17 protein-coding genes are annotated in these 17,263 nt (G+C 76.8%); 9 read left to right on the top strand and 8 right to left on the bottom strand.

Annotation, left to right across the window (positions count from 1 at the left end):
- The first annotated feature begins 29 nt into the window (after nucleotides 1–29).
- Nucleotides 30–1,301, top strand: a complete 1,272-nt coding sequence (locus tag ACI790_RS12300) for a cupin domain-containing protein (protein WP_456570059.1) — start codon at nucleotides 30–32, stop codon at nucleotides 1,299–1,301.
- A 13-nt stretch (nucleotides 1,302–1,314) separates the two neighbouring features.
- On the top strand, nucleotides 1,315–2,283 hold the full coding sequence (locus tag ACI790_RS12295; RefSeq protein ID WP_456570056.1) for a sucrase ferredoxin: 969 nt from the start codon (nucleotides 1,315–1,317) through the stop codon (nucleotides 2,281–2,283).
- Between the two features lie 62 nt (nucleotides 2,284–2,345).
- Here ACI790_RS12295 and ACI790_RS12290 read toward each other — a convergent pair whose 3' ends face one another.
- The 3 genes from ACI790_RS12290 to ACI790_RS12280 are packed head-to-tail and all read right to left on the bottom strand — an operon-like array spanning nucleotide 2,346 to nucleotide 4,790.
- Nucleotides 2,346–3,536 (bottom strand): alkaline phosphatase family protein, encoded by a 1,191-nt coding sequence (locus tag ACI790_RS12290; protein WP_456570055.1) that lies wholly within the window; start codon nucleotides 3,534–3,536, stop codon nucleotides 2,346–2,348.
- On the bottom strand, nucleotides 3,533–4,267 hold the full coding sequence (locus tag ACI790_RS12285; protein ID WP_456570054.1) for a methyltransferase domain-containing protein: 735 nt from the start codon (nucleotides 4,265–4,267) through the stop codon (nucleotides 3,533–3,535). Before ACI790_RS12285 ends, ACI790_RS12290 begins: the two co-directional genes overlap by 4 nt.
- Before the next feature lie 37 nt (nucleotides 4,268–4,304).
- Entirely contained in the window at nucleotides 4,305–4,790 is a 486-nt protein-coding gene (locus ACI790_RS12280; RefSeq protein WP_456570053.1) for a VOC family protein, read from the bottom strand.
- A 170-nt stretch (nucleotides 4,791–4,960) separates the two neighbouring features.
- On the opposite strand from ACI790_RS12280, the gene ACI790_RS12275 reads away from it, so the two are divergent.
- Nucleotides 4,961–5,146, top strand: coding sequence for a hypothetical protein (locus ACI790_RS12275; RefSeq protein WP_456570052.1), 186 nt, complete (start codon nucleotides 4,961–4,963; stop codon nucleotides 5,144–5,146).
- A gap of 9 nt (nucleotides 5,147–5,155) precedes the next feature.
- Here the strand turns inward: ACI790_RS12275 and ACI790_RS12270 are convergent, their stop codons facing one another.
- From ACI790_RS12270 to ACI790_RS12260, 3 genes are read right to left on the bottom strand one after another with little or no spacing between them, the layout of a single operon-like run.
- Nucleotides 5,156–8,941: a DNA polymerase III subunit alpha gene (locus tag ACI790_RS12270; protein ID WP_456570051.1), complete on the bottom strand. Its 3,786-nt coding sequence runs from the start codon at nucleotides 8,939–8,941 to the stop codon at nucleotides 5,156–5,158.
- Nucleotides 8,932–9,429, bottom strand: coding sequence for an SAV_6107 family HEPN domain-containing protein (locus ACI790_RS12265; protein ID WP_456570050.1), 498 nt, complete (start codon nucleotides 9,427–9,429; stop codon nucleotides 8,932–8,934). Before ACI790_RS12265 ends, ACI790_RS12270 begins: the two co-directional genes overlap by 10 nt.
- On the bottom strand, nucleotides 9,429–9,752 hold the full coding sequence (locus ACI790_RS12260; RefSeq protein WP_456570049.1) for a DUF6504 family protein: 324 nt from the start codon (nucleotides 9,750–9,752) through the stop codon (nucleotides 9,429–9,431). The genes ACI790_RS12265 and ACI790_RS12260 overlap by 1 nt, the downstream gene beginning before the upstream one ends.
- Nucleotides 9,753–9,991: 239 nt before the next feature.
- On the opposite strand from ACI790_RS12260, the gene ACI790_RS12255 reads away from it, so the two are divergent.
- From ACI790_RS12255 to ACI790_RS12230, 6 genes are read left to right on the top strand one after another with little or no spacing between them, the layout of a single operon-like run.
- Entirely contained in the window at nucleotides 9,992–10,528 is a 537-nt protein-coding gene (locus tag ACI790_RS12255) for a YbaK/EbsC family protein (protein WP_456570048.1), read from the top strand.
- Nucleotides 10,525–11,118, top strand: coding sequence for a GNAT family N-acetyltransferase (locus ACI790_RS12250; protein WP_456570047.1), 594 nt, complete (start codon nucleotides 10,525–10,527; stop codon nucleotides 11,116–11,118). Before ACI790_RS12255 ends, ACI790_RS12250 begins: the two co-directional genes overlap by 4 nt.
- Entirely contained in the window at nucleotides 11,115–12,773 is a 1,659-nt protein-coding gene (locus tag ACI790_RS12245; protein WP_456570046.1) for a phytoene desaturase family protein, read from the top strand. The genes ACI790_RS12250 and ACI790_RS12245 overlap by 4 nt, the downstream gene beginning before the upstream one ends.
- Complete coding sequence (locus ACI790_RS12240) at nucleotides 12,770–13,588, top strand: carotenoid biosynthesis protein (RefSeq protein ID WP_456570045.1); 819 nt, start codon at nucleotides 12,770–12,772, stop codon at nucleotides 13,586–13,588. The genes ACI790_RS12245 and ACI790_RS12240 overlap by 4 nt, the downstream gene beginning before the upstream one ends.
- A complete protein-coding gene (locus tag ACI790_RS12235) occupies nucleotides 13,585–14,730 on the top strand; it encodes a glycosyltransferase (RefSeq protein ID WP_456570044.1) in 1,146 nt (381 codons plus the stop codon). Before ACI790_RS12240 ends, ACI790_RS12235 begins: the two co-directional genes overlap by 4 nt.
- Nucleotides 14,727–15,386 (top strand): flavin reductase family protein, encoded by a 660-nt coding sequence (locus tag ACI790_RS12230; RefSeq protein ID WP_456570043.1) that lies wholly within the window; start codon nucleotides 14,727–14,729, stop codon nucleotides 15,384–15,386. Before ACI790_RS12235 ends, ACI790_RS12230 begins: the two co-directional genes overlap by 4 nt.
- A gap of 7 nt (nucleotides 15,387–15,393) precedes the next feature.
- On the opposite strand, the gene ACI790_RS12225 is transcribed toward ACI790_RS12230, so the two are convergent.
- Nucleotides 15,394–16,371, bottom strand: a complete 978-nt coding sequence (locus tag ACI790_RS12225) for a carbohydrate kinase family protein (protein WP_456570042.1) — start codon at nucleotides 16,369–16,371, stop codon at nucleotides 15,394–15,396.
- Nucleotides 16,372–16,526: 155 nt separating this feature from the next.
- Nucleotides 16,527–17,225 carry a CDP-alcohol phosphatidyltransferase family protein gene (locus tag ACI790_RS12220; RefSeq protein ID WP_456570041.1) on the bottom strand — a complete coding sequence of 233 codons (699 nt, stop codon included), beginning with the start codon at nucleotides 17,223–17,225 and terminating at the stop codon, nucleotides 16,527–16,529.
- Nucleotides 17,226–17,263 lie beyond the last annotated feature (38 nt).

Genomic DNA, 17,263 nt, shown 5'->3' with positions numbered 1-17,263 from the left:
GCCGGGCGGAGCAGCAGCTCCGCCCGGCCCTGCGACGGTGCACGGACATGGCGCCCGAGCTCTTCGCCGAGCAGTACTGGGCGCGGCGGCCGCTGCTCACCCGCGCCGAGGACACCGGTAACTCCTTCACCGACCTGCTCGACCTCGCCGCGGTCGACGAGCTGCTCTCCCGGCGCGGTCTGCGCACGCCCTTCCTGCGGATCGCGAAGGACGGCGCCGTCGTCGACGCGAAGCGGTTCACCTCCTCCGGAGGGGCCGGCGCGGAGATCGCCGACCAGGTCTCCTCCGACGCGGTGCTGCGCCTGTTCGCCGACGGGAGCACCGTCGTCCTCCAGGGCCTGCACCGGCTCTGGCCGCCGCTGATCGAGTTCGCCGACCAGCTGGCCGCCGACCTCGGTCACCCCACACAGGTGAACGCGTACGTCACCCCGCCGTCCTCGCAGGGCTTCAGCCCGCACTACGACGTCCACGACGTGTTCGTGCTCCAGGTGGCCGGGGAGAAGCACTGGACCATCCACGAGCCGGTGCTCCCCGACCCGCTGCGCACCCAGGTGTGGACCGACCGCGCCGACGCGGTCGCCGCCGCGGCCGAGCGCGAGCCGGTCATCGACGCGGTGCTGCGCCCCGGTGACGCCCTCTACCTCCCCCGCGGCTACCTGCACTCGGCGAAGGCGCTCGGCGAGACCAGCGCGCACCTGACCGTCGGCATCCACTCGGTGACCCGCTGGGGCGCGGCCGAGGCGGCGCTCGACCTGGTGCGCACGCTCGCCGCCGAGGACCCCGCGCTGCGCGGCTCGTTGCCGCTGGGCGTCGACCTGGGCCGCCCCGACTCCGTCCGGGACGAGGTCGCCGCGGTGATCGCCGGGCTGCAGGAGTGGCTGGGCCGGGTGGACCCCACCGAGGTGGCCGACCGCCTGCGCGCCCACACCTGGGCGCAGGTGCGGCCCGAGCCGGTGGCCCCGCTGGCCCAGTCGGCCGCCGCGGCGGCGCTCACCGCCGACACGGTGCTCCGGCTGCGCCGGCGGCTGCGGTGCAGCCTCCGGAACGCCCCCGACGGCCGGCTGACCCTGCTCGCCGGTCGGCGATCGCTCTCCTTCCCGGCCGACGCGCGCGACGCTCTGCGGGCGCTGCTGGACGTGGGCGAGTCCAAGGTCGGTGACCTGCCCGGCCTGGACCCCGCGGACCGGCTCTCCCTGGCGCGCCGGCTGGTGACCGAGTCGATCGCCACCGTGCCCGATGCCGCGCTGCCGGCCACCGGGCACGCCGGCGGGCGTGAGGACGCCACCGGTTCCGGTCGGTGATCCGGTGGCGGGAGTGACCGGAGCCGGCGGGGACGGCTCCCGCACCGACGTCCCCGCCCGCCCGCTGGGCCGGCTCGACGGGAACCGCTGCTCGGTGCAGGCGCTCGAGCGCGGCGACTCCGGCGTCGCGACGGCGTCGCCGGTGTCGCGCTGGCTGCTGATCGAGCAGCCCGGGCCGTGGGGACGCGAGGCGCTGCTCCAGTCGCGGTTCGACGCGCGGGTGGCGCCACTGCTGGCCGACCGCGCGAAGCGGGAGGGCGTGCGGGTGCTGCTGGTCCGCCGCCCCGGCGACCGGCTGTCGGACTCCGGCCGCCGCTGGGCCTACGCCGACAGCCGGCTCGGGCAGGAGGGCCTGTGGTGGTCGGTGCGCTCGGCCGACGCCGACCTGCTCACCGCGCCCTGGGACGGCTCGGTCGGCGAACGGGCGCCGGGGCGGACCTACCTGGTCTGCACCCACGGCGGACACGACGCCTGCTGCGCGCTGCGCGGCCGGCCCCTGGCCCGCGCGCTGCCCGCACCCGGTCCGGCCGACGTCTGGGAGTGCAGCCACCTCGGCGGCGACCGCTTCGCCGCCAACGTGCTCGTGCTGCCGCACGGCTTCTACTACGGACAGGTTCCCGGGGACGGCGGGCTGGTCGTCGCCGCGCACGACCACGGCCAGGTCGCGCTGCCCTGGCTGCGCGGGCGGGCCGGGCTGGCGGCGCCGGTGCAGGCCGCCCAGCACTACGCGCGCGAGGAGCTCGGCCTCCTCGGCGTCGACGACCTCGCGCCCCTGGGGGCCACCCGGCAGGAGTCGGCCGATCCGGCGGTGGAGCGCTGGGAGGTGGCCCTCGCCGGCCCGGACGGGCCGGTGGCCGTCACCGTGGAGAGCCGGCCCGCGCCGGAGGCCGTCCGGCTCACCTGCCAGGCCCCGGCGCCCGGGCGGGTGCGGACCTGGCACCACCTGTCGCTCAGCCGCCGGCCGGGGGCCCCGGCCGGCTGAGCGGTGGCCGGCTAGCGGTGGCCGGCTGAGCGGTGGCCGGCTGAGCGGTGGCCGGACGCCAGTCAGGCGAGGGCACGGCCCCGCGCGGCCAACAGCGGGATCGCCAACTCTGTCGCGGTGAGCGACCCGTGGTAGGCCGCCAGCCGGCTCGGCCCGGGCTCCAGCCGGGGGCTGACCAGCGCCCAGCTGCCCCGGGCCAGCGCCACGACGTCGCCGATGCGGGCGGCGAGCTCATCGGCGACCGGGCCGAAGATCCCGCTGGCGACGGCCTCGTCGCGCCCGATCACCCAGGCACGGTCCCCGAGGACCCCGCGCCAGCGGTCCAGGACGTCGGCCTCGGCGCCGGGCTCGGCGTGCACGTAGCGGGCGCGCGGCTCACCGGCGAGCAGCCGCACCCCGTCGGCGAGATCGGGCTCGTCGTCGAGATCGAGCCGGGTGTGCGCGGGGACGTCGAGCATCCCGTGGTCGGCGGTGACCAGCAGGGCGCCGTCGTCGGGCAGGGCGTCGACGAGCTGCTCGACGATGCGGTCGACCAGCGCGAGCTGGGCCCGCCAACTGGGCGAGTCGACGCCGCGGACGTGCCCGGTCAGGTCCAGCTCGGCCAGGTATCCGTAGACCAGGGCCCGTGGGCCCGCGTCCAGGGCGGACCGCATGAGCGCCGTCAGGTCCCCGGGGCCGACCGTTCCGGTGTACCGGGCGCCGCGGTAGGCGGCCACCGTCAGACCCGAGCCCGCGTAGGCCCACGGCCCCACGGCGGTGACCGCGACGCCGTCGGCCGCGGCGCGCTCGAAGACGGTCGGCTGCGCCTGCCAGTCGGCGGGGTCGGGGTCGTCGGCCCACTGGGTGTGGTTGAGGGTGCGCCCCTCCCCCGGCACCTCGGTGACGAACCCCAGGACGCCGTGGCTGCCCGGAGGCAGGCCGGTGCCGATCGTGGTGAGGCTGACCGGGGTGGTGCTGGGGCAGGGCGCCTGGAGGTCCCCGGCCGGGCTGGCCATCGCGGCGAGGGTGGGGGCGAGGTCGGCGTGGGCGCGGACCAGGTCGGCCCCCAGCCCGTCGACGAGCAGCACCGCCACCCGGCGGGCACCGTGCAGCGCCGAGGCGAGGGCGAGCGGATCGGCGGGCAGATCGCCCCGCGGAACGGGCGTGCCCAGCGTCGCCGCGACGCCCGGGAGCACGTCGGCCAGGGTGGCCACGCCGTAGGCCGGCTGGTGCAGGTCGGGGGGCAGCCCGCCGTCGTCGACCCGGCCGGTCACGCGCGGGTGGCCAGCAGGTGGAGGCCGGCGGCCACCTCGCGATAGGGCGAGGCCTCGGCGAGCGCCAGCTCGAGGGTCCGCACCGCGGCGGGGTCGGCTCCGGAGGCCGCCTCGAGCAGGTCGGCGACGACGGAGACACCCCGCCAGGTACCCGCGGTCAGGCCCGCGCCGTCGACGAGCGCGAGGAGGTCCTCGGGGCTGAACCGGCGGCGGACCGGCCGCCCGGGGACGCCCTGGCTCCCGAGCACCGCGAGCGCCTCCGCGGGGTGCCCCGCGACCGCGCGGGCCAGCACGGCGCCGGCGCGGTTGGCGACGGCGAGGCTCACCCGGCCACCCGGGCACAGGGCGCCGGCGATCTCCCGCAGGGTCACCGCCGGGTCGTCGACGACCTCGAGCACGGAGTGGCAGAGCGCGAGGTCGTACCCGCCGTCGTCGTCGGCGAGCACCTCGTGCAGCAGGTCGCCGTCGCCCTGGACGCCGCGGACCCGCTCCGCCACGCCCGCGGTCTGGGCGCGGCGGTGCAGGGTGGCGAGGGCGTCGGCGCTGGGGTCGACGACGGTGACGCGGTGGCCGAGGCGGGCCAGGGGGACGGCGAACATGCCGCTGCCGCCCCCGACGTCGAGCACGCGCAGTGCCGTGCCGGCGCTGACCAGCGGGTCGAGCGCGGCCCAGACGGCAGCGGTCCGGGCGGGCAGCTGCTCCGCGGTCGGCGAGGCAGGTTCGGTCGGCACCCACCGGAGCCTAGTGGCGCCGGGAGGGCCGCACCGCTCAGGCGGGGACGCTGTCGGCGGCCCGCCGGATGACGTCGAGGTCGATGCGGTGCATCTGCAGCATCGCCTGGGCGGCCCGCTGGGCGCGGCCTGGATCGGGGTCGTTGAGCAGGCTCCTCAGCTCGGTGGGCACCACCTGCCAGGAGACGCCGAACCGGTCCTTGAGCCAGCCGCACATGCTCTCCTCGCCGCCGTCGGTGAGCCGGTTCCAGTAGTGGTCGGCCTCCTCCTGGTCGGCGCACATGATCTGGAAGGAGATCGCCTCGCTGTGCGGGAACTGCGGGCCGCCGTTGAGGGCGGTCCAGGGCTGCCCGTCGAGCGTGAACTCCACCGTCAGGACGTCCCCCTCCTTCATCGGCGGCGGCATGTCGGGCCCGTAGCGGGTGACCTCGCGGATCGAGCTGTTGGGGAAGATCGACGTGTAGTGCCGGGCGGCCGCTTCGGCGTTGCCGTCGAACCACAGGCACGGGATCTGCTGGGGCATGGCTGGCCCTCCTTCGCGCGCCGGCCGGGCGCCGGCGTCAGGAGGTAGACCGCACCGGAACGGTGGACTCATCGGTCGCCGGGGCCGGCCCGCGCCGGGTGATCGTTTACGGGTCTGCCGGCCCCGGGCACAGCCGTCGGGTCAGTACCGCCGACGACCGAGGAGTTCCCATGGCCCGCTCCACCCGTCCCCGCCTGGTCCGCGCGACCGCCGCCGCGTTCGCCATCGCCGCCGCCTCCTTCACCACCGCCGCCTGCGGGGAGGACGTCGTCGACGACGGCGTCGAGCAGAACGTCGAGGAGGGCGTCGACGAGGTCGAGCAGGAGATCGACGACGCCACCGACGACGAGGGCTGACCCCGGCCGTCAGTGGCCGGAGCTGCCCGGGCTGGAGTGCCAGAGCTTCCGGGGCGGCCCGGCCGCTGCCCGGCGCGCCGCGACCTTGGTCTCCTCGCCGGCCGGCTTGATGTCGGCGTAGGGCGACATCCGGAAGCCGGTCGGGTGCACGAGCACCGGCCGCACCACCACCGGGCGCGAGTTCCGAGACGCCGCCGCACCGGCGATCGCCTGCTCGGTGTACTCCCCCGGCGCTGCCATCAGTTCGGCGACCGACTCCAGCCCGCCGGCCTCCCACGCCTCGTGCAGCGCCGGCAGCTCCCAGGCCCCGGTGGCCCGCAGCGACATCCCCCGCGGGCCGGTGCGCCGCAGCACCCCGCGGATCACCAGCAGCCACGAGTGGAAGACCGTCGCGGCGTAGGGCCCCTGCGCGTCCTCGAAGAAGGTCGAGTCGGTGCAGCCGCTGCCGTCGTCGAGGGTCACGAACACCACCCGGCGCCCGGACCGGATCGGCGGCGTCTGGGTGGCCACCTTCACGCCGGCCACCAGCACCTCCGCGCCGCTGCGGCAGCCGAGGAGGTCACCGGCCGGGACCGCGCCGAGCGCCGACAGGAACGGCCGGTAGAAGTCGACGACGTGCCGGCTGGCGTCCAGCCCGAGCACCTCGAGCTCGGCCCGCACCAGCTCGGCGTCGGTGAACTCGGGCAGCCCGCTGCTCGCAGCAGGGCCGGGGGCGGCCGCACCGTCGGACTCCGCCGTCCCGTCCGCCGGCTCCTCCTCCAGCCCCATCAGGTCCAGGCTCAGCTGCCCGTCGGAGGTGGCCCGGGCACCGCTGCGACTCCACCGGTCCAGCTCGCTGATCTGCAGCAGCAGGTCGCGCCGGGTGACCTGGTGGCGCCGGCGGGTCGGCCGGCCGGCCTCGCGGTCCCGCATCCCGAAGCCGTAGAGCGAGTCGAACCCGCCGGCCAGCACCAGCCGCTCGACCACCGGCCGGGACACCGACGCGCGTGACCAGAAATCCGTCAGTGACCGAAAGGGCTGCCCGGCGACCACCCGCGCCACCTCGTCGTCGGAGATGCCCTTCACATCGGCCAGCGACAGCCGGATGCCGTAGCGCGTCGGGTCAGGCATCGCCGCGGGCATCCACTCCGGGCGCCGCCGGCCCCGACCCTCATCCTCTCCCTCACGGTCAGGGTCGTCCGGTCCGTCGTCGGCTGCCAGCCGCTCGACGCGGTAGCTGCCGGTCGAGGCGTTGACGTCGAGGCCGAGCACCCGGACGCCGAAGTTGCGGGCGTCGTCGAGGATCAGCCGCTTCGGGTACATGCCGGGGTCGTGGGTGAGGACCCCGGCCAGGAAGGCCGCCGGGTGGTGGGTCTTCAGCCAGGCCGACTGGTAGGTGGGCAGGGCGAAGGCCGCGGCGTGCGCCTTGCAGAAGCCGAACGACCCGAAGGCGGCCAGCACCTCCCACACCTGCTCGGCCACCGGCACCGGGTAGCCGGCGGCCAGCGCCCGGGGCACGAACCACGCCCGCACCTCGGGGTGGGCGTCCTTCTCCCCCAGGGCACGGCGCACCTCGTCGGCCTCGGCCAGCGTGCAGCCGGCCATCCGGGCGACCACCTGCAGCACCTGCTCGTGGAAGACCACCACCCCGGCGGTCTCCGCGAGCGCGAACTCCAGGTCGGGGTGCGGGTACTGCGCCTCCTGCCACCCGTTCCGGGCCATGAGGAACGGGGTGACCATGTCGCTCTTCACCGGCCCGGGCCGGAACAGCGAGATGTCGATGATGAGGTCCTCGAAGGTCTGCGGCCCGAACTTGCCGACCAGCTCCCGCTGCCCCGGCGACTCGATCTGGAACATGCCGAGCGTGCGGGTGCTGCGGATCAGCTCGAACGTCGTCGGGTCGTCCCGCGGAACGGCGTCGATGTCGACGGCCTCCCCGTCGACCCGCTCGATCTCGTCGAGGGCGTGCGCGATCGCCGACTGCATCCGGATGCCGAGCAGGTCGAGCTTGAGCAGCCCCAGCTCCTCGACGTCGTCCTTGTCGAACTGGCTCATCGGGTAGCCGAGGTAGCTGCTCTCCACCGGGGTGCGGTCCAGCAGCGTGGCGTCGGAGAGCAGCACCCCGCACGGGTGCAGCGCGATGTGCCGCGGCAGCCCGTCGAGCCGGGCGACGAGGTCGAACAGCAGGTCCAGATCGCCGCTGCCACCGGATCGCCGGGAGCCCATCCGGCTGGCCCGCAGCTCCGGCAGGTCGCGCAGCGCCGCGTGCACCTGGTTGGCCCGGATGTGCGGGAACGCCTTGGCGACGGCGTCGACCTCCGCCTGCGGCAGCCCGAGCGCGGCGCCGACGTCGCGGATCGCGTGCCGCACCCGGTAGGTGTCCATCATCGAGATGCAGCTGACCCGGTCGGCGCCGAAGCGGTCGATGACCGCGTCGTAGACCTCCATCCGGCGGGCGGACTCCACGTCGATGTCGATGTCGGGCAGCTGGTGGCGCAGCGGCGAGAGGAACCGCTCCATCAGCAGCCCGTAGCGCAGCGGGTCGACGTCGGAGATGCCCAGCAGGTAGGTGACCAGGCTGCCGGCACCCGAGCCGCGCGCGGCCGCCCGAACCCTCAAGCTCTTGATGAGGTCGACCACGTCGGCCACGGTGAGGAAGTAGGAGGGGTAGCCGAGGGAGTCGATGACCCCGAGCTCCTCCTCCAGCCGCTGGCGGACCCGGGCCGTGGGCGCCATGCCCCGCCGGCCCAGCCCGGCCTCGCACCGGGCGCGCAGCACCTGCGCCGGGCCCATGCCCCGCTCGGCCGGCGCGGTGACGACGTCGAGCTCGGGGTACCGGACGCTGCCGATGCCCAGGTCGGTGACGATGTCGACGGCGCACTGCTCGGCCAGCCGGGCGGTGCGCTCGAGCAGCCGCAGGGCGGCGTCCCGGTCGGGGCCGACGACGTCCTCGGCGACCTCGGCCATCTCCTTGCCCGACTTCAGGTAGCCCTCCGCCGTGGTGCGGTCGACGTGCCGGGCACCCAGCGGGACCAGCCGCCGGGCGGCGTCCAGCACGTCGGCGGTCGGTGCGTCCAGGGCGTCGACGTAGCGGACGGCGTTGCTGAGCACCACCGGCACGCCCTGCTCGGTGGCGAACCGCAGCATCGCCTGGGCCCGGGAGCGGTCACCCCGTCCGCGGTGGTGCACCAGCTCGAGCGCCAGCCCGGGCCCGAAGACCGCGCGCCAGGCGTCCAGCTGGTCGGCGGCCAGATCGGCCCGGCCGGCGAGCAGCGCCCGCCCCACCGGGGAGTCGGGGCCGAGCAGCGGGACCAGCCCGGTCGCGTGCTCGGCGGCGATCGCCAGCGAGCTCACCGGCTCGCCGCGGCTGCCCCGCAGGTGGGTGGCGCTGGTGAGCCGGCACAGCGACCGCCAGCCGGCGCCGTTCCGCGCCAGGAAGGTGACCCGGGGCAGCCGCGGGTCGACGCTCGCCCCACCGCGGGCCGGGGCCCGGCGAGGCGAGGTCGCGGACCGCGAGCGCGGCGGGCGCGCCGCGGCCGGGTCCTCGCCCAGCACGTGCGCGAGCGCCGGGGGCACGCTGGTGCCCAGCGACGGCGCCACCGCGAGGTCGACGCCGAAGATCGGCCGCACCCCGGCCGACCGGCAGGCCAGCGCGAACTTCACCGCGCCGTAGAGACCGTCCCGGTCGGTCAGGGCCAGGGCCGGCATGCCGTGCTCGGCGGCGCGGGCCACCAGGTCGGCGGGGTGGTTGGCCCCGTACCGCATGGAGTAGCCGGAGGCGACGTGCAGGTGGACGAAGGGGTCGCTCACCGCCATGGCCCGGCGGACCGGGACGAGGACCCGCCGACCACGTGCGGCCGCGGGTAGCGGGGCGGCTCCGGCGGCGGCGTGCTGCCGAGCACGGTCTCGACCACGCCGAGGAAGGCGCGGACGTCGCGCACCAGGTCGTCGGCCTCCCGCTCGGTGACCGCTCGGGACAGCCCCGCCTCGGCGGCGGCGCGCTTGCCCGCCCCGGCGGCGAAGAAGGTGGCCCACTCCCCCAGCTCCGGCGCCACCTGCCCGAGCAGCACCCAGGCGCTGCGCGGCCGGCGGCGCCCGCCCTCCGGCCGGGTGCGCGCGGCGAGCACCGCGGCGGCGGCGCGGAGCGCGGCGAGGTGGGCGGTGGCGTACCGCTCCCGCTGGTCGGCGGCCGCGGCGGCCGCGGCCAGCCCCCGGTGCGCCTGGCCCAGCAGCGCCGTGGCGGCGGTGGGCAGCGCGGGGGGAAGCGGCAGCTGCTCGGCCGGCACGGCCCGTGCGGCGCCCATCAGTCGTGCACCCGCACGAGCCACCAGCGGTTGCCGGACGCGTCCCACGACAGGTCGTAGACCCCGGCGAAGCTCATCCGCGAGCGCCCGGCCCGGACCGCCTCGACCCGCCAGACCTCCCGCGGCGCCACCAGGTCGTCGGACGCGCCGCCCGCCCCGGCGTCCCGCAGCCACCACGGTGCGGTCTCGACCCAGGAGTCGAGCAGCTCGCCCACGACGTACCGGGACTGCCCGCGCCAGAACTGCACCGGGCCCAGCGGGCCGCGTTCCACCTGCACCTCTTCGCCGGCCCGACCGACGACCTCACCCAGCACCCGGCTCATCCCCGACTCCCCACGCCTCACCCCGCGCGCACGCCGCCCCGGTGCCCCCACCGACGGGGAAGGTCGGGAGAGCGGGTCGGACGTCGTTCGAACAGGCGTTCGAACGCTCGTCCAGTAGACCCGAGCGCCCCGCCCTCGTCAAGCCGCGCCGCGCCGTGTGCCGGCGCCGGCACCGCACCGCCTCCGCGGGCCCGGGGCGCGCCGGGCGGGGACCCCCGGGACGGTGGCAGGATCGACGCATGAGCCGACCCCCGAACCCCCGGGTGGACGCCGTCGCCCGCACCCTCGCCGAGGCCGGTGCCGCCGGTGCGGTCCGCGTCCTCCCCGAGGAGGTCCGCACGGCGCCCGCGGCCGCCGCCGCGCTCGGCGTCCCGGTCGGCGCGATCGTGAACAGCCTGGTCTTCCTCGCCGACGGCTCCCCGCTGCTGGTCCTCCCCAGCGGCGCGCACCGCGTCGACGTCGCCCAGGTCGCGGCGCTGCTCGGCGTCGGCTCGGTGGCGCCGGCCCCCGCCGACGCCGTCCGCCGGCACACCGGCCAGCCCATCGGCGGCGTCGCCCCGGTCGGCCACCCCGAGCCGCTCGGCACGCTGGTCGACGTGGAGCTCGCCCGGTACGAGCAGGTGTGGGCCGCGGCCGGCTCCCCGACGGCGGTCTTCCCGACCACCTACGACGAGCTGCTCCGCCTCACCGCCGGCACCGCGGCCGAGGTGGGCGAGGGCCCGCGCGACGCCGCCACCACCACCGCCACCGCAGCCCCGCAGGCGGTCGCCCCGTGACGGGCACCCGGCCCGCCACCCGCATCGTCGAGCTGCCCCCGCCGTGGATGCGGGAGCACATGCACGAGGTGCTCACCATCTACGGCCTGGCGATGGGCTACGACTCCGGCGTCGTCGCCGGGCGGTACGGCTACGCGATCCAGCACACCGAGCGGCCCGGTTTCCGCGCCGTGGGCGCCTTCGCACAGAGCCCGGAGGGCGAGCGGCTGGTCGGCTTCGGGTACGGCTACCTCATCGCGCCCGGCCAGTGGTGGCACGACCAGGTGCGCGCCGCGCTCGACCGCCGGACGGCCAAGAAGTGGCTGCCCGGCGCCTTCGAGGTCTGCGAGCTGCACGTCCACCCCGACGCGCAGAGCCAGGGGCTGGGCCGGCAGCTGCTGCACGCGCTGGTCGAGGGCCTGCCGCACCCGGTCGCCCTGCTCTCCACGCCCGACGCCGACACCAAGGCCTTCCGGCTGTACCGCGCCGACGGCTTCGTCGACCTCGCCCGCGGCTACCACTTCCCCGGCGACTCCCGGCCCTTCGCCATCCTCGGCGCGCGGCTGCCGCTGCATCCACCCGGCCCCTCCGCGCCGAACTCCCGGGCGTGACCGCTTCCCCCGCCCCCGTGGACGTCGTCGTCGTCGGCTCCGGCCACAACGGCCTGGTCGCCGCCTGCTACCTGGCCCGGGAGGGCCTCCGGGTGGAGGTCGTCGAGTCCGACGACGTCCTCGGCGGCGCGGTGTCCACCGTCGAGCGCTGGCCCGGCGTGCGCGTCGACCGCGGCTCCAGCGCCCACGTCATCGTCCGGCACAGCGGCATCGTCGAGGAGCTGGACCTGGCGGCGCACGGGCTCCGCTACATCGACTGCGACCCGTGGGGCTTCGCACCGGCGCCCGCGCCCGGCGACCCCGGCCCCGACGGCCGGCCGCTGGTCTTCTCCGTCGACCTGGACGCCACCTGCGCCTCGATCGAGGCCGCCTGCGGTCCGGCCGACGCCGCCGCCTACCGGCGGTTCGTCGGGATCTGGGGCCCGCGCAGCCGCGCCGTGGTCGCCTCCTTCGGCCGCGCACCGTCCGCCGGGGGGCTGCTCCGCTCGTTCTGGCCGCTCGGCGCGCCCGCCGAGGGCCGGCCGCGCACCCCGGGCGGCGAGCTGGCCGTGGACTTCCTCGGCTCGGGCGACGCGCTGCTGGACAAGTGGTTCACCAGCGAGCGGCTCAAGGCGGCGCTGGCCTGGTTCGGCGCGCAGTCCGGCCCCCCGATGTCCGAGCCCGGCACCGCGGCGATGGTCGGCTGGGTCGCGCTGCTGCACGACGTCCCGCCCGGCCACCCGGTCGGCGGCTCCGGTGGGCTGACGGAGGCGCTGCGCCGGCGGCTGGAGTCCGACGGCGGCCGGGTCGTGCTCGGCGACGGCGCCGCACGGCTGCTGGTGGAGGACGGCCGGATCGCCGGCGTCGAGACCCGGTCCGGCCGGGTCGTCCGGGCACCGTCGGTGGTGGCCGCGTGCCACATCGGGATGACCCGCGAGCTGGCCGGCGACGCCGCACCCCCGGTGCTCGCCGAGGCCGCACCGCCGCTCGGCAACGGCTTCGGCCTGGTCGTGCGCGCGCTCACCGACGCCCCGCCGTCGTACCCGGGGGCCTCACCGGCCGACGCCCTGCAGGGCCTCCAGCTGCTCTGCACCGACCGCGCCCAGCTGGCCGCCGCGCACGGCGACTGGGGCGCCGGACGGGTGCCGCGCGAGCCGGTGCCGCTGGCCATGTCGTTCTCCGCGAGCGACGACACCCTGGCCCCGCCGGGGCAGCACGTGGTCACCATCTGGGGCCAGTGGTACCCCTACGCGCTGGCCGACGGCGGCGACTGGGACGCGCTGGCCGACGCCGAGGCCCGCCGCCTGGTGGACGCCGTCGACCGCTACGCCCCCGGGTTCGCCGGCTCGGTGCGCGAGACGTACGTGCAGACCCCGCTGGCGCTGGAGCGGGAGCTGTCCCTCCCCCGTGGCAACGTCATGCACGTGGAGATGGGCCTGGCCAGCATGTTCGCCTTCCGCCCGGCGCCCGGGCTGTCGGGCTACCGGGTGCCGGGCCTGCCCGGCCTCTACCTCGCGGGCGCCTCCACGCACCCCGGTGGCGGCGTCTCGGGCAACTCCGGGCGGACGGCGGCACGTACCGTCCTCGCCGACCGCCGGGCGCTGCGGCCGCGCGCCCGGGCGGCGGCCGGCCGCGCGCTGCGGCGGCTGCGGGCGGCCCGGGCGGCGGAGGCATGACCGCCGCGACCGCTCCGGCGCCGGCGCCGGCCGTGCGCCGCGTCGTCCCCCTGGTGCTGGCCGGCGCGCTCGTCGCCACGGCCATCGCCTACCCGCTGAGCTCGGGAGGAGGGCGGGACGTCGTCTCCTGGACGATCGTGCTGCTCGGCTCGACGCTGTCGGTGGTGCACGCAGGCCTGAGCCGGGGCGTCCGCACCGGCCTGGGCGTGCTGGTGCTGGTCGCGCTCGTGGCGATCGGCTTCGAGTCGGTCGGCCTGGCCACCGGCTACCCGTACGGCAGCTACACCTACAGCGACACCCTCGGCCCCACGCTGCTCGGCGTGCCGTTCCTGGTCCCGCTGGCCTGGCTGATGATGACGTGGCCCAGCTGGCTGCTCGGCGGTGTGCTGGCCCGGCCGGTGCGCGCGTCCCTGCGCCGGCCGGCCCGCATCGGCTGGGCGGCGGCGGTCTTCGCCGCCTGGGACGTCGTCCTGGACCCGCAGCTGGTGCAGGCCGGTTACTGGACGTGGGCCGATCCGTCCCCGGGGCTGCCGGGCATCGACACCGTGCCGCTGACCAACCTCGCCGGCTGGCTGCTGGCCGGGGTGGTGCTCATGACGCTGCTCGACGTGCTCGTCGCGCGCACCCGGGCCGCCGGTGCCCCCCGGGTCGGACCGGCGGCTCCGCTGTTCGCCCTGGCGTGGATGACGCTGGGCGGCGCGCTGGCGCACGCCGGCTGGCTGGGCCTGCCCGGGTCGGCGGCCTGGGGTGCGGGGCTGGGCGCGTGCGTCCTCGTCGTCCTCGCGGTGCAGCAGCGACGCGCGGGGCGCCCGTGAGCCGCCTGCTGCGGGTCCTGGCCGGCGTCTCGGCGGCCGGTGCCGTGCACGCCGCCGTCAACACCGCGCTGCTGCGCCGCCCGCCGGCCGACCCACCGCCGGTCGCCCACCAGGTCACCGTCGTGCTGCCGGTGCGCGACGAGGCCGACCAGGTCGCCGGCTGCCTCGCCGCGCTGCTCGACCAGCGGGGGGTGCCGCGGCTGCGGGTGGTCGTGGTCGACGACGGCTCCACCGACGGCACCGCCGACGTCGTCCGCGCGGTGCACGACCGCCGGATCCGGCTGGTCGCCGCGCCTCCGCCGCCCCCGGGCTGGCTGGGCAAGCCGCACGCCTGCTCGGTCGGGGTCACCGCGGCCCCGGCCGAGGGCGGCGACGACGACGTGCTGGTGTTCGTGGACGCCGACGTCCGGCTCTTCCCCGACGCGATCGCCGCCGCCGTGGCGGTCCTGGACGCCAACGGGCTGGACCTGGTCTCGCCGTGGCCCCGCCCGCTGGCGGTGGGCGCGGCCGAGCGCCTCGTGCAGCCACTGGCCCCGTGGCTGTGGACGACGACGCTGCCGCTGCGCCTGGCCGAGCGCTCCCCCCGCCCGTCGCTGGCCGCGGCCAACGGGCAGTTCCTGGTGGTGCGGCGGGGCGCCTACCTGCGGGCGGGCGGGCACGGCGCGGTCCGCGGCGAGGTGCTGGAGGACATCGCGCTGCTCCGGGCGGTGAAGCGCACCGGTGGCCGGGGCGGGCCGGTCGACGGATCGCGGCTGGCCGCCTGCCGGATGTACGCGGACTGGCCCGAGCTGCGGGACGGCTACGCCAAGTCGCTGTGGGCCTCGGTCGGGGGGACGCCGGCCGGTGGGCTGGCCGCGGCGGCAGTACTCACCGCCGTCTACGTCGTCCCGCCCCTCGCGGCGCTCGCCGGCTCCCGCGCCGGGCTGGCCGGGTACGCGGCCGGGGTCGCCGGGCGGGTGGCCAGCGCGCTGTCCAGCGGCAGCCGGGCCTGGCCCGACGCCCTCGCCCACCCGGTGTCGGTGCTGGTGCTCGACGTGCTCATGGTCCGCTCCGTGCTGGGGCGGCGACGCGGCACCCTGCGCTGGCGCGGCCGGACCGTGGACGCGAGGAGCGCGGACGCATCGGCGACGATGGGCCGGTGACATCTCCCGACCCGTCCCGGCCGCGCACCTCGTTCGACCCCACCGGGATGGACGCCGGCGCGTTCTACCGGGTGCTCAACTCCGTCGTCGTCCCCCGGCCGATCGCCTGGGTCTGCAGCCGCTCGGCCGCGGGGGTGCACAACCTGGCGCCGCACTCCTTCTACACCGTCGCCTGCGTCTCCCCGCCGATCGTGCAGTTCACCTCGGTCGGCCGGAAGGACTCGCTGACCAACGTCGAGGCCACCGGCGAGTTCACCGTGAACCTCACCCCCAAGGCGCTGTTCGAGCAGGTGAACGCCACGGGCACCGACTTCCCGCCGGACACCAGCGAGGCCGAGCAGGCCGGGGTGCGGCTGGAACCGGCCGACACGGTGGCGGCGCTGCGCGTGGCGGAGTCGCCCGTGTCGATCGAGTGCACGCTGCACTCCACCCTGCGGCTGGGCGACAGCACCGTCGTCTTCGGCCGGGTGCGGCACATCAGCGTATGGGCCGAGGCGGTGCGCGACGGCCGGCCGCGGATCGAGCACCTCAAGCCGCTGGCGCGGCTCGGCGGGAACGAGTGGACGACGGTCGGCGAGGTGCGCGACATCGCGCGGATCCCCTACCGGGCCTGGGCCGAGGACCCCTCGATCGGGCAGCGCCTCCGCGGCGAGTAGCCCGGGCTCAGGCGGGGAGGTGTACCGCGACCTCGTCGGCGGCCTCGGCGCCGAAGGCCTCGGCGAACCGCGCCAGGAAGCTCTCCCGCGGCAGGTCGTACTCCTGCGTGCCGATGACCTCGACGGCCGCGGTGGCGACGGCCGAGCCGAGCTGGGTGCAGCGCTCCAGGCCCAGCCCCCACATCCGGCCGGCGATGAACCCGGCGCGCAGCGCGTCGCCGCCACCGGTGGGCTCGACCGGCTTGGTCTCGGGCACGGCGATGACCGACAGCGGCTCCTCGCCGGCCCGCCGCACCAGGACGCCGTCGGCGGCCCGGGTGGTCACCCAGGTGCCGACCCGGGCCAGGATCTCGTCGGCGGTCCACTCGGTCTTCTGCAGGAGCAGCGCCGACTCGTACTCGTTGGTGAACAGCAGCTCCGCGCCGGTGACCAGATCGCGGATCATCCCGCCGTCGGCCCAGGCCAGCTGCTGGCTCGGGTCGGCGACGAACGGGTAGCCGCGGTCCCGGCACTCCTGCGTGTGGCGCACCATCGCGGTGGGGTCGTTGGGGCCGACGACGACGAGGTCGGGGCCGCCGATGCGGGCCACGACCGGGGCCAGCTCGATCCGCGCGGCCTCCGCCATCGCGCCCGAGTAGAACGACGCGATCTGGTTGTTCGCCTCGTCGGTGGTGCAGACGAACCGCGCGGTGTGCTTCAGCTCCGACCAGTGCACGCTGCGGGTGTCCACCCCGTGCCGGGACAGCCAGGCGTCGTAGTCGGCGAAGTCGCTGCCGACGGCGCCGACGAGCACCGGCGCGAGGCCGAGGAGGCCCAGCCCGTAGGCCATGTTGGCGCCGGCGCCGCCGCGGTGCTGCACCAGGTCGTCGACGAGGAAGGAGAGCGAGACGTTCTCCATCTGGCCCTCGACGAACTGCTCGGTGAAGCGGCCGGGGAAGGTCATCAGGTGGTCGGTGGCGATGGAGCCGGTGACGACGACGGGCACGGGAGGCTCCTCGGGAACGGTCCCGGCGTCGGCGCGGTGCGCCGGTACGCGAGGAGCCGCAGCGGTGAACGGGCAGGGAACGGCAGGGATCGCCGCATCGCACACCCTAGGGGCCGCCCCGGAGGGCTGACCTGCCGAGGTGGCCGGCGGATCGCTCAGTCGGCCGCCGGGACGTCGCCCGCAACGGGGCCGGCCAGCTCCCCGCGCAGCCACCGGCCCAGCTGCACGGTGCCGACCGCGCCGAGCAGCACGCCGGCGGCCGCACCGGCGGTGACCGCCAGCACCGCGCCGTCCACCCCCGCCACCTCGAGCCCGGAGACCACGCCCGCCCCGCCGAGCGTGAGGCCCGCCATGACGACGCGGGTGGGCCGCTCCCACCACGAGATCGGCCCGGTCCGGTGCACCCCGGCCTGCCCGGCGCGGGCCCGCAGGTAGTCCGGCAGCCAGCACAGCGCCCCGAAGGCGACGGCCAGCCAGCCGGGCGCGCCGGCGGCCCACAGCGCCGCCGCGTACGCGGCCTCGGTGAGCCGGTCGACGACGGAGTCCAGGACGAAGCCGCGCTGCGACGCGCGGCCGGTGCCGATCGCCAGGGCGCCGTCGAGGCTGTCGAGCAGCCCGGACAACCCGACCAGCAGCCCCGCCAGGACCAGCCAGCCGCCGCCCGCGGCAGCCGGCGGCACCGCGGCCGCCGCGACGACGACGCCGGCGGCGGTGGCGAGGGACGGCGGCAACGCGGCCAGCGGCCGGGCCAGCGCGTGCGCGAGGGACAGCCAGCCGCGCACGAGGAGCGATCCGGTGTCGGCGCCGCCGTGCCACCGCGACCAGGCGTCCAGGTACTCCTCCCTGCTGAGCACCGCGCCTCCTCCCCGCCGCCGGTTCCGCACCAGGGACA

It is taken from the genome of Blastococcus sp. SYSU DS0539, assembly GCF_054050855.1.
Note: the sequence above shows the minus strand (reverse complement) of the source record. Positions and strands in the feature narration are given on the sequence as shown.

What these genes read in the sequence shown, in the direction of transcription:
- ACI790_RS12280 (WP_456570053.1), bottom strand. Translation starts at nt 4,790, where the DNA reads ATGCCCCAGCAGATCCCGTGCCTGTGGTTCGACGGCAACGCCGAAGCG.
- ACI790_RS12275 (WP_456570052.1), top strand. Translation starts at nt 4,961, where the DNA reads ATGGCCCGCTCCACCCGTCCCCGCCTGGTCCGCGCGACCGCCGCCGCG.
- ACI790_RS12270 (WP_456570051.1), bottom strand. Translation starts at nt 8,941, where the DNA reads ATGGCGGTGAGCGACCCCTTCGTCCACCTGCACGTCGCCTCCGGCTAC.
- ACI790_RS12265 (WP_456570050.1), bottom strand. Translation starts at nt 9,429, where the DNA reads ATGGGCGCCGCACGGGCCGTGCCGGCCGAGCAGCTGCCGCTTCCCCCC.
- ACI790_RS12260 (WP_456570049.1), bottom strand. Translation starts at nt 9,752, where the DNA reads ATGAGCCGGGTGCTGGGTGAGGTCGTCGGTCGGGCCGGCGAAGAGGTG.
- ACI790_RS12255 (WP_456570048.1), top strand. Translation starts at nt 9,992, where the DNA reads ATGAGCCGACCCCCGAACCCCCGGGTGGACGCCGTCGCCCGCACCCTC.
- ACI790_RS12240 (WP_456570045.1), top strand. Translation starts at nt 12,770, where the DNA reads ATGACCGCCGCGACCGCTCCGGCGCCGGCGCCGGCCGTGCGCCGCGTC.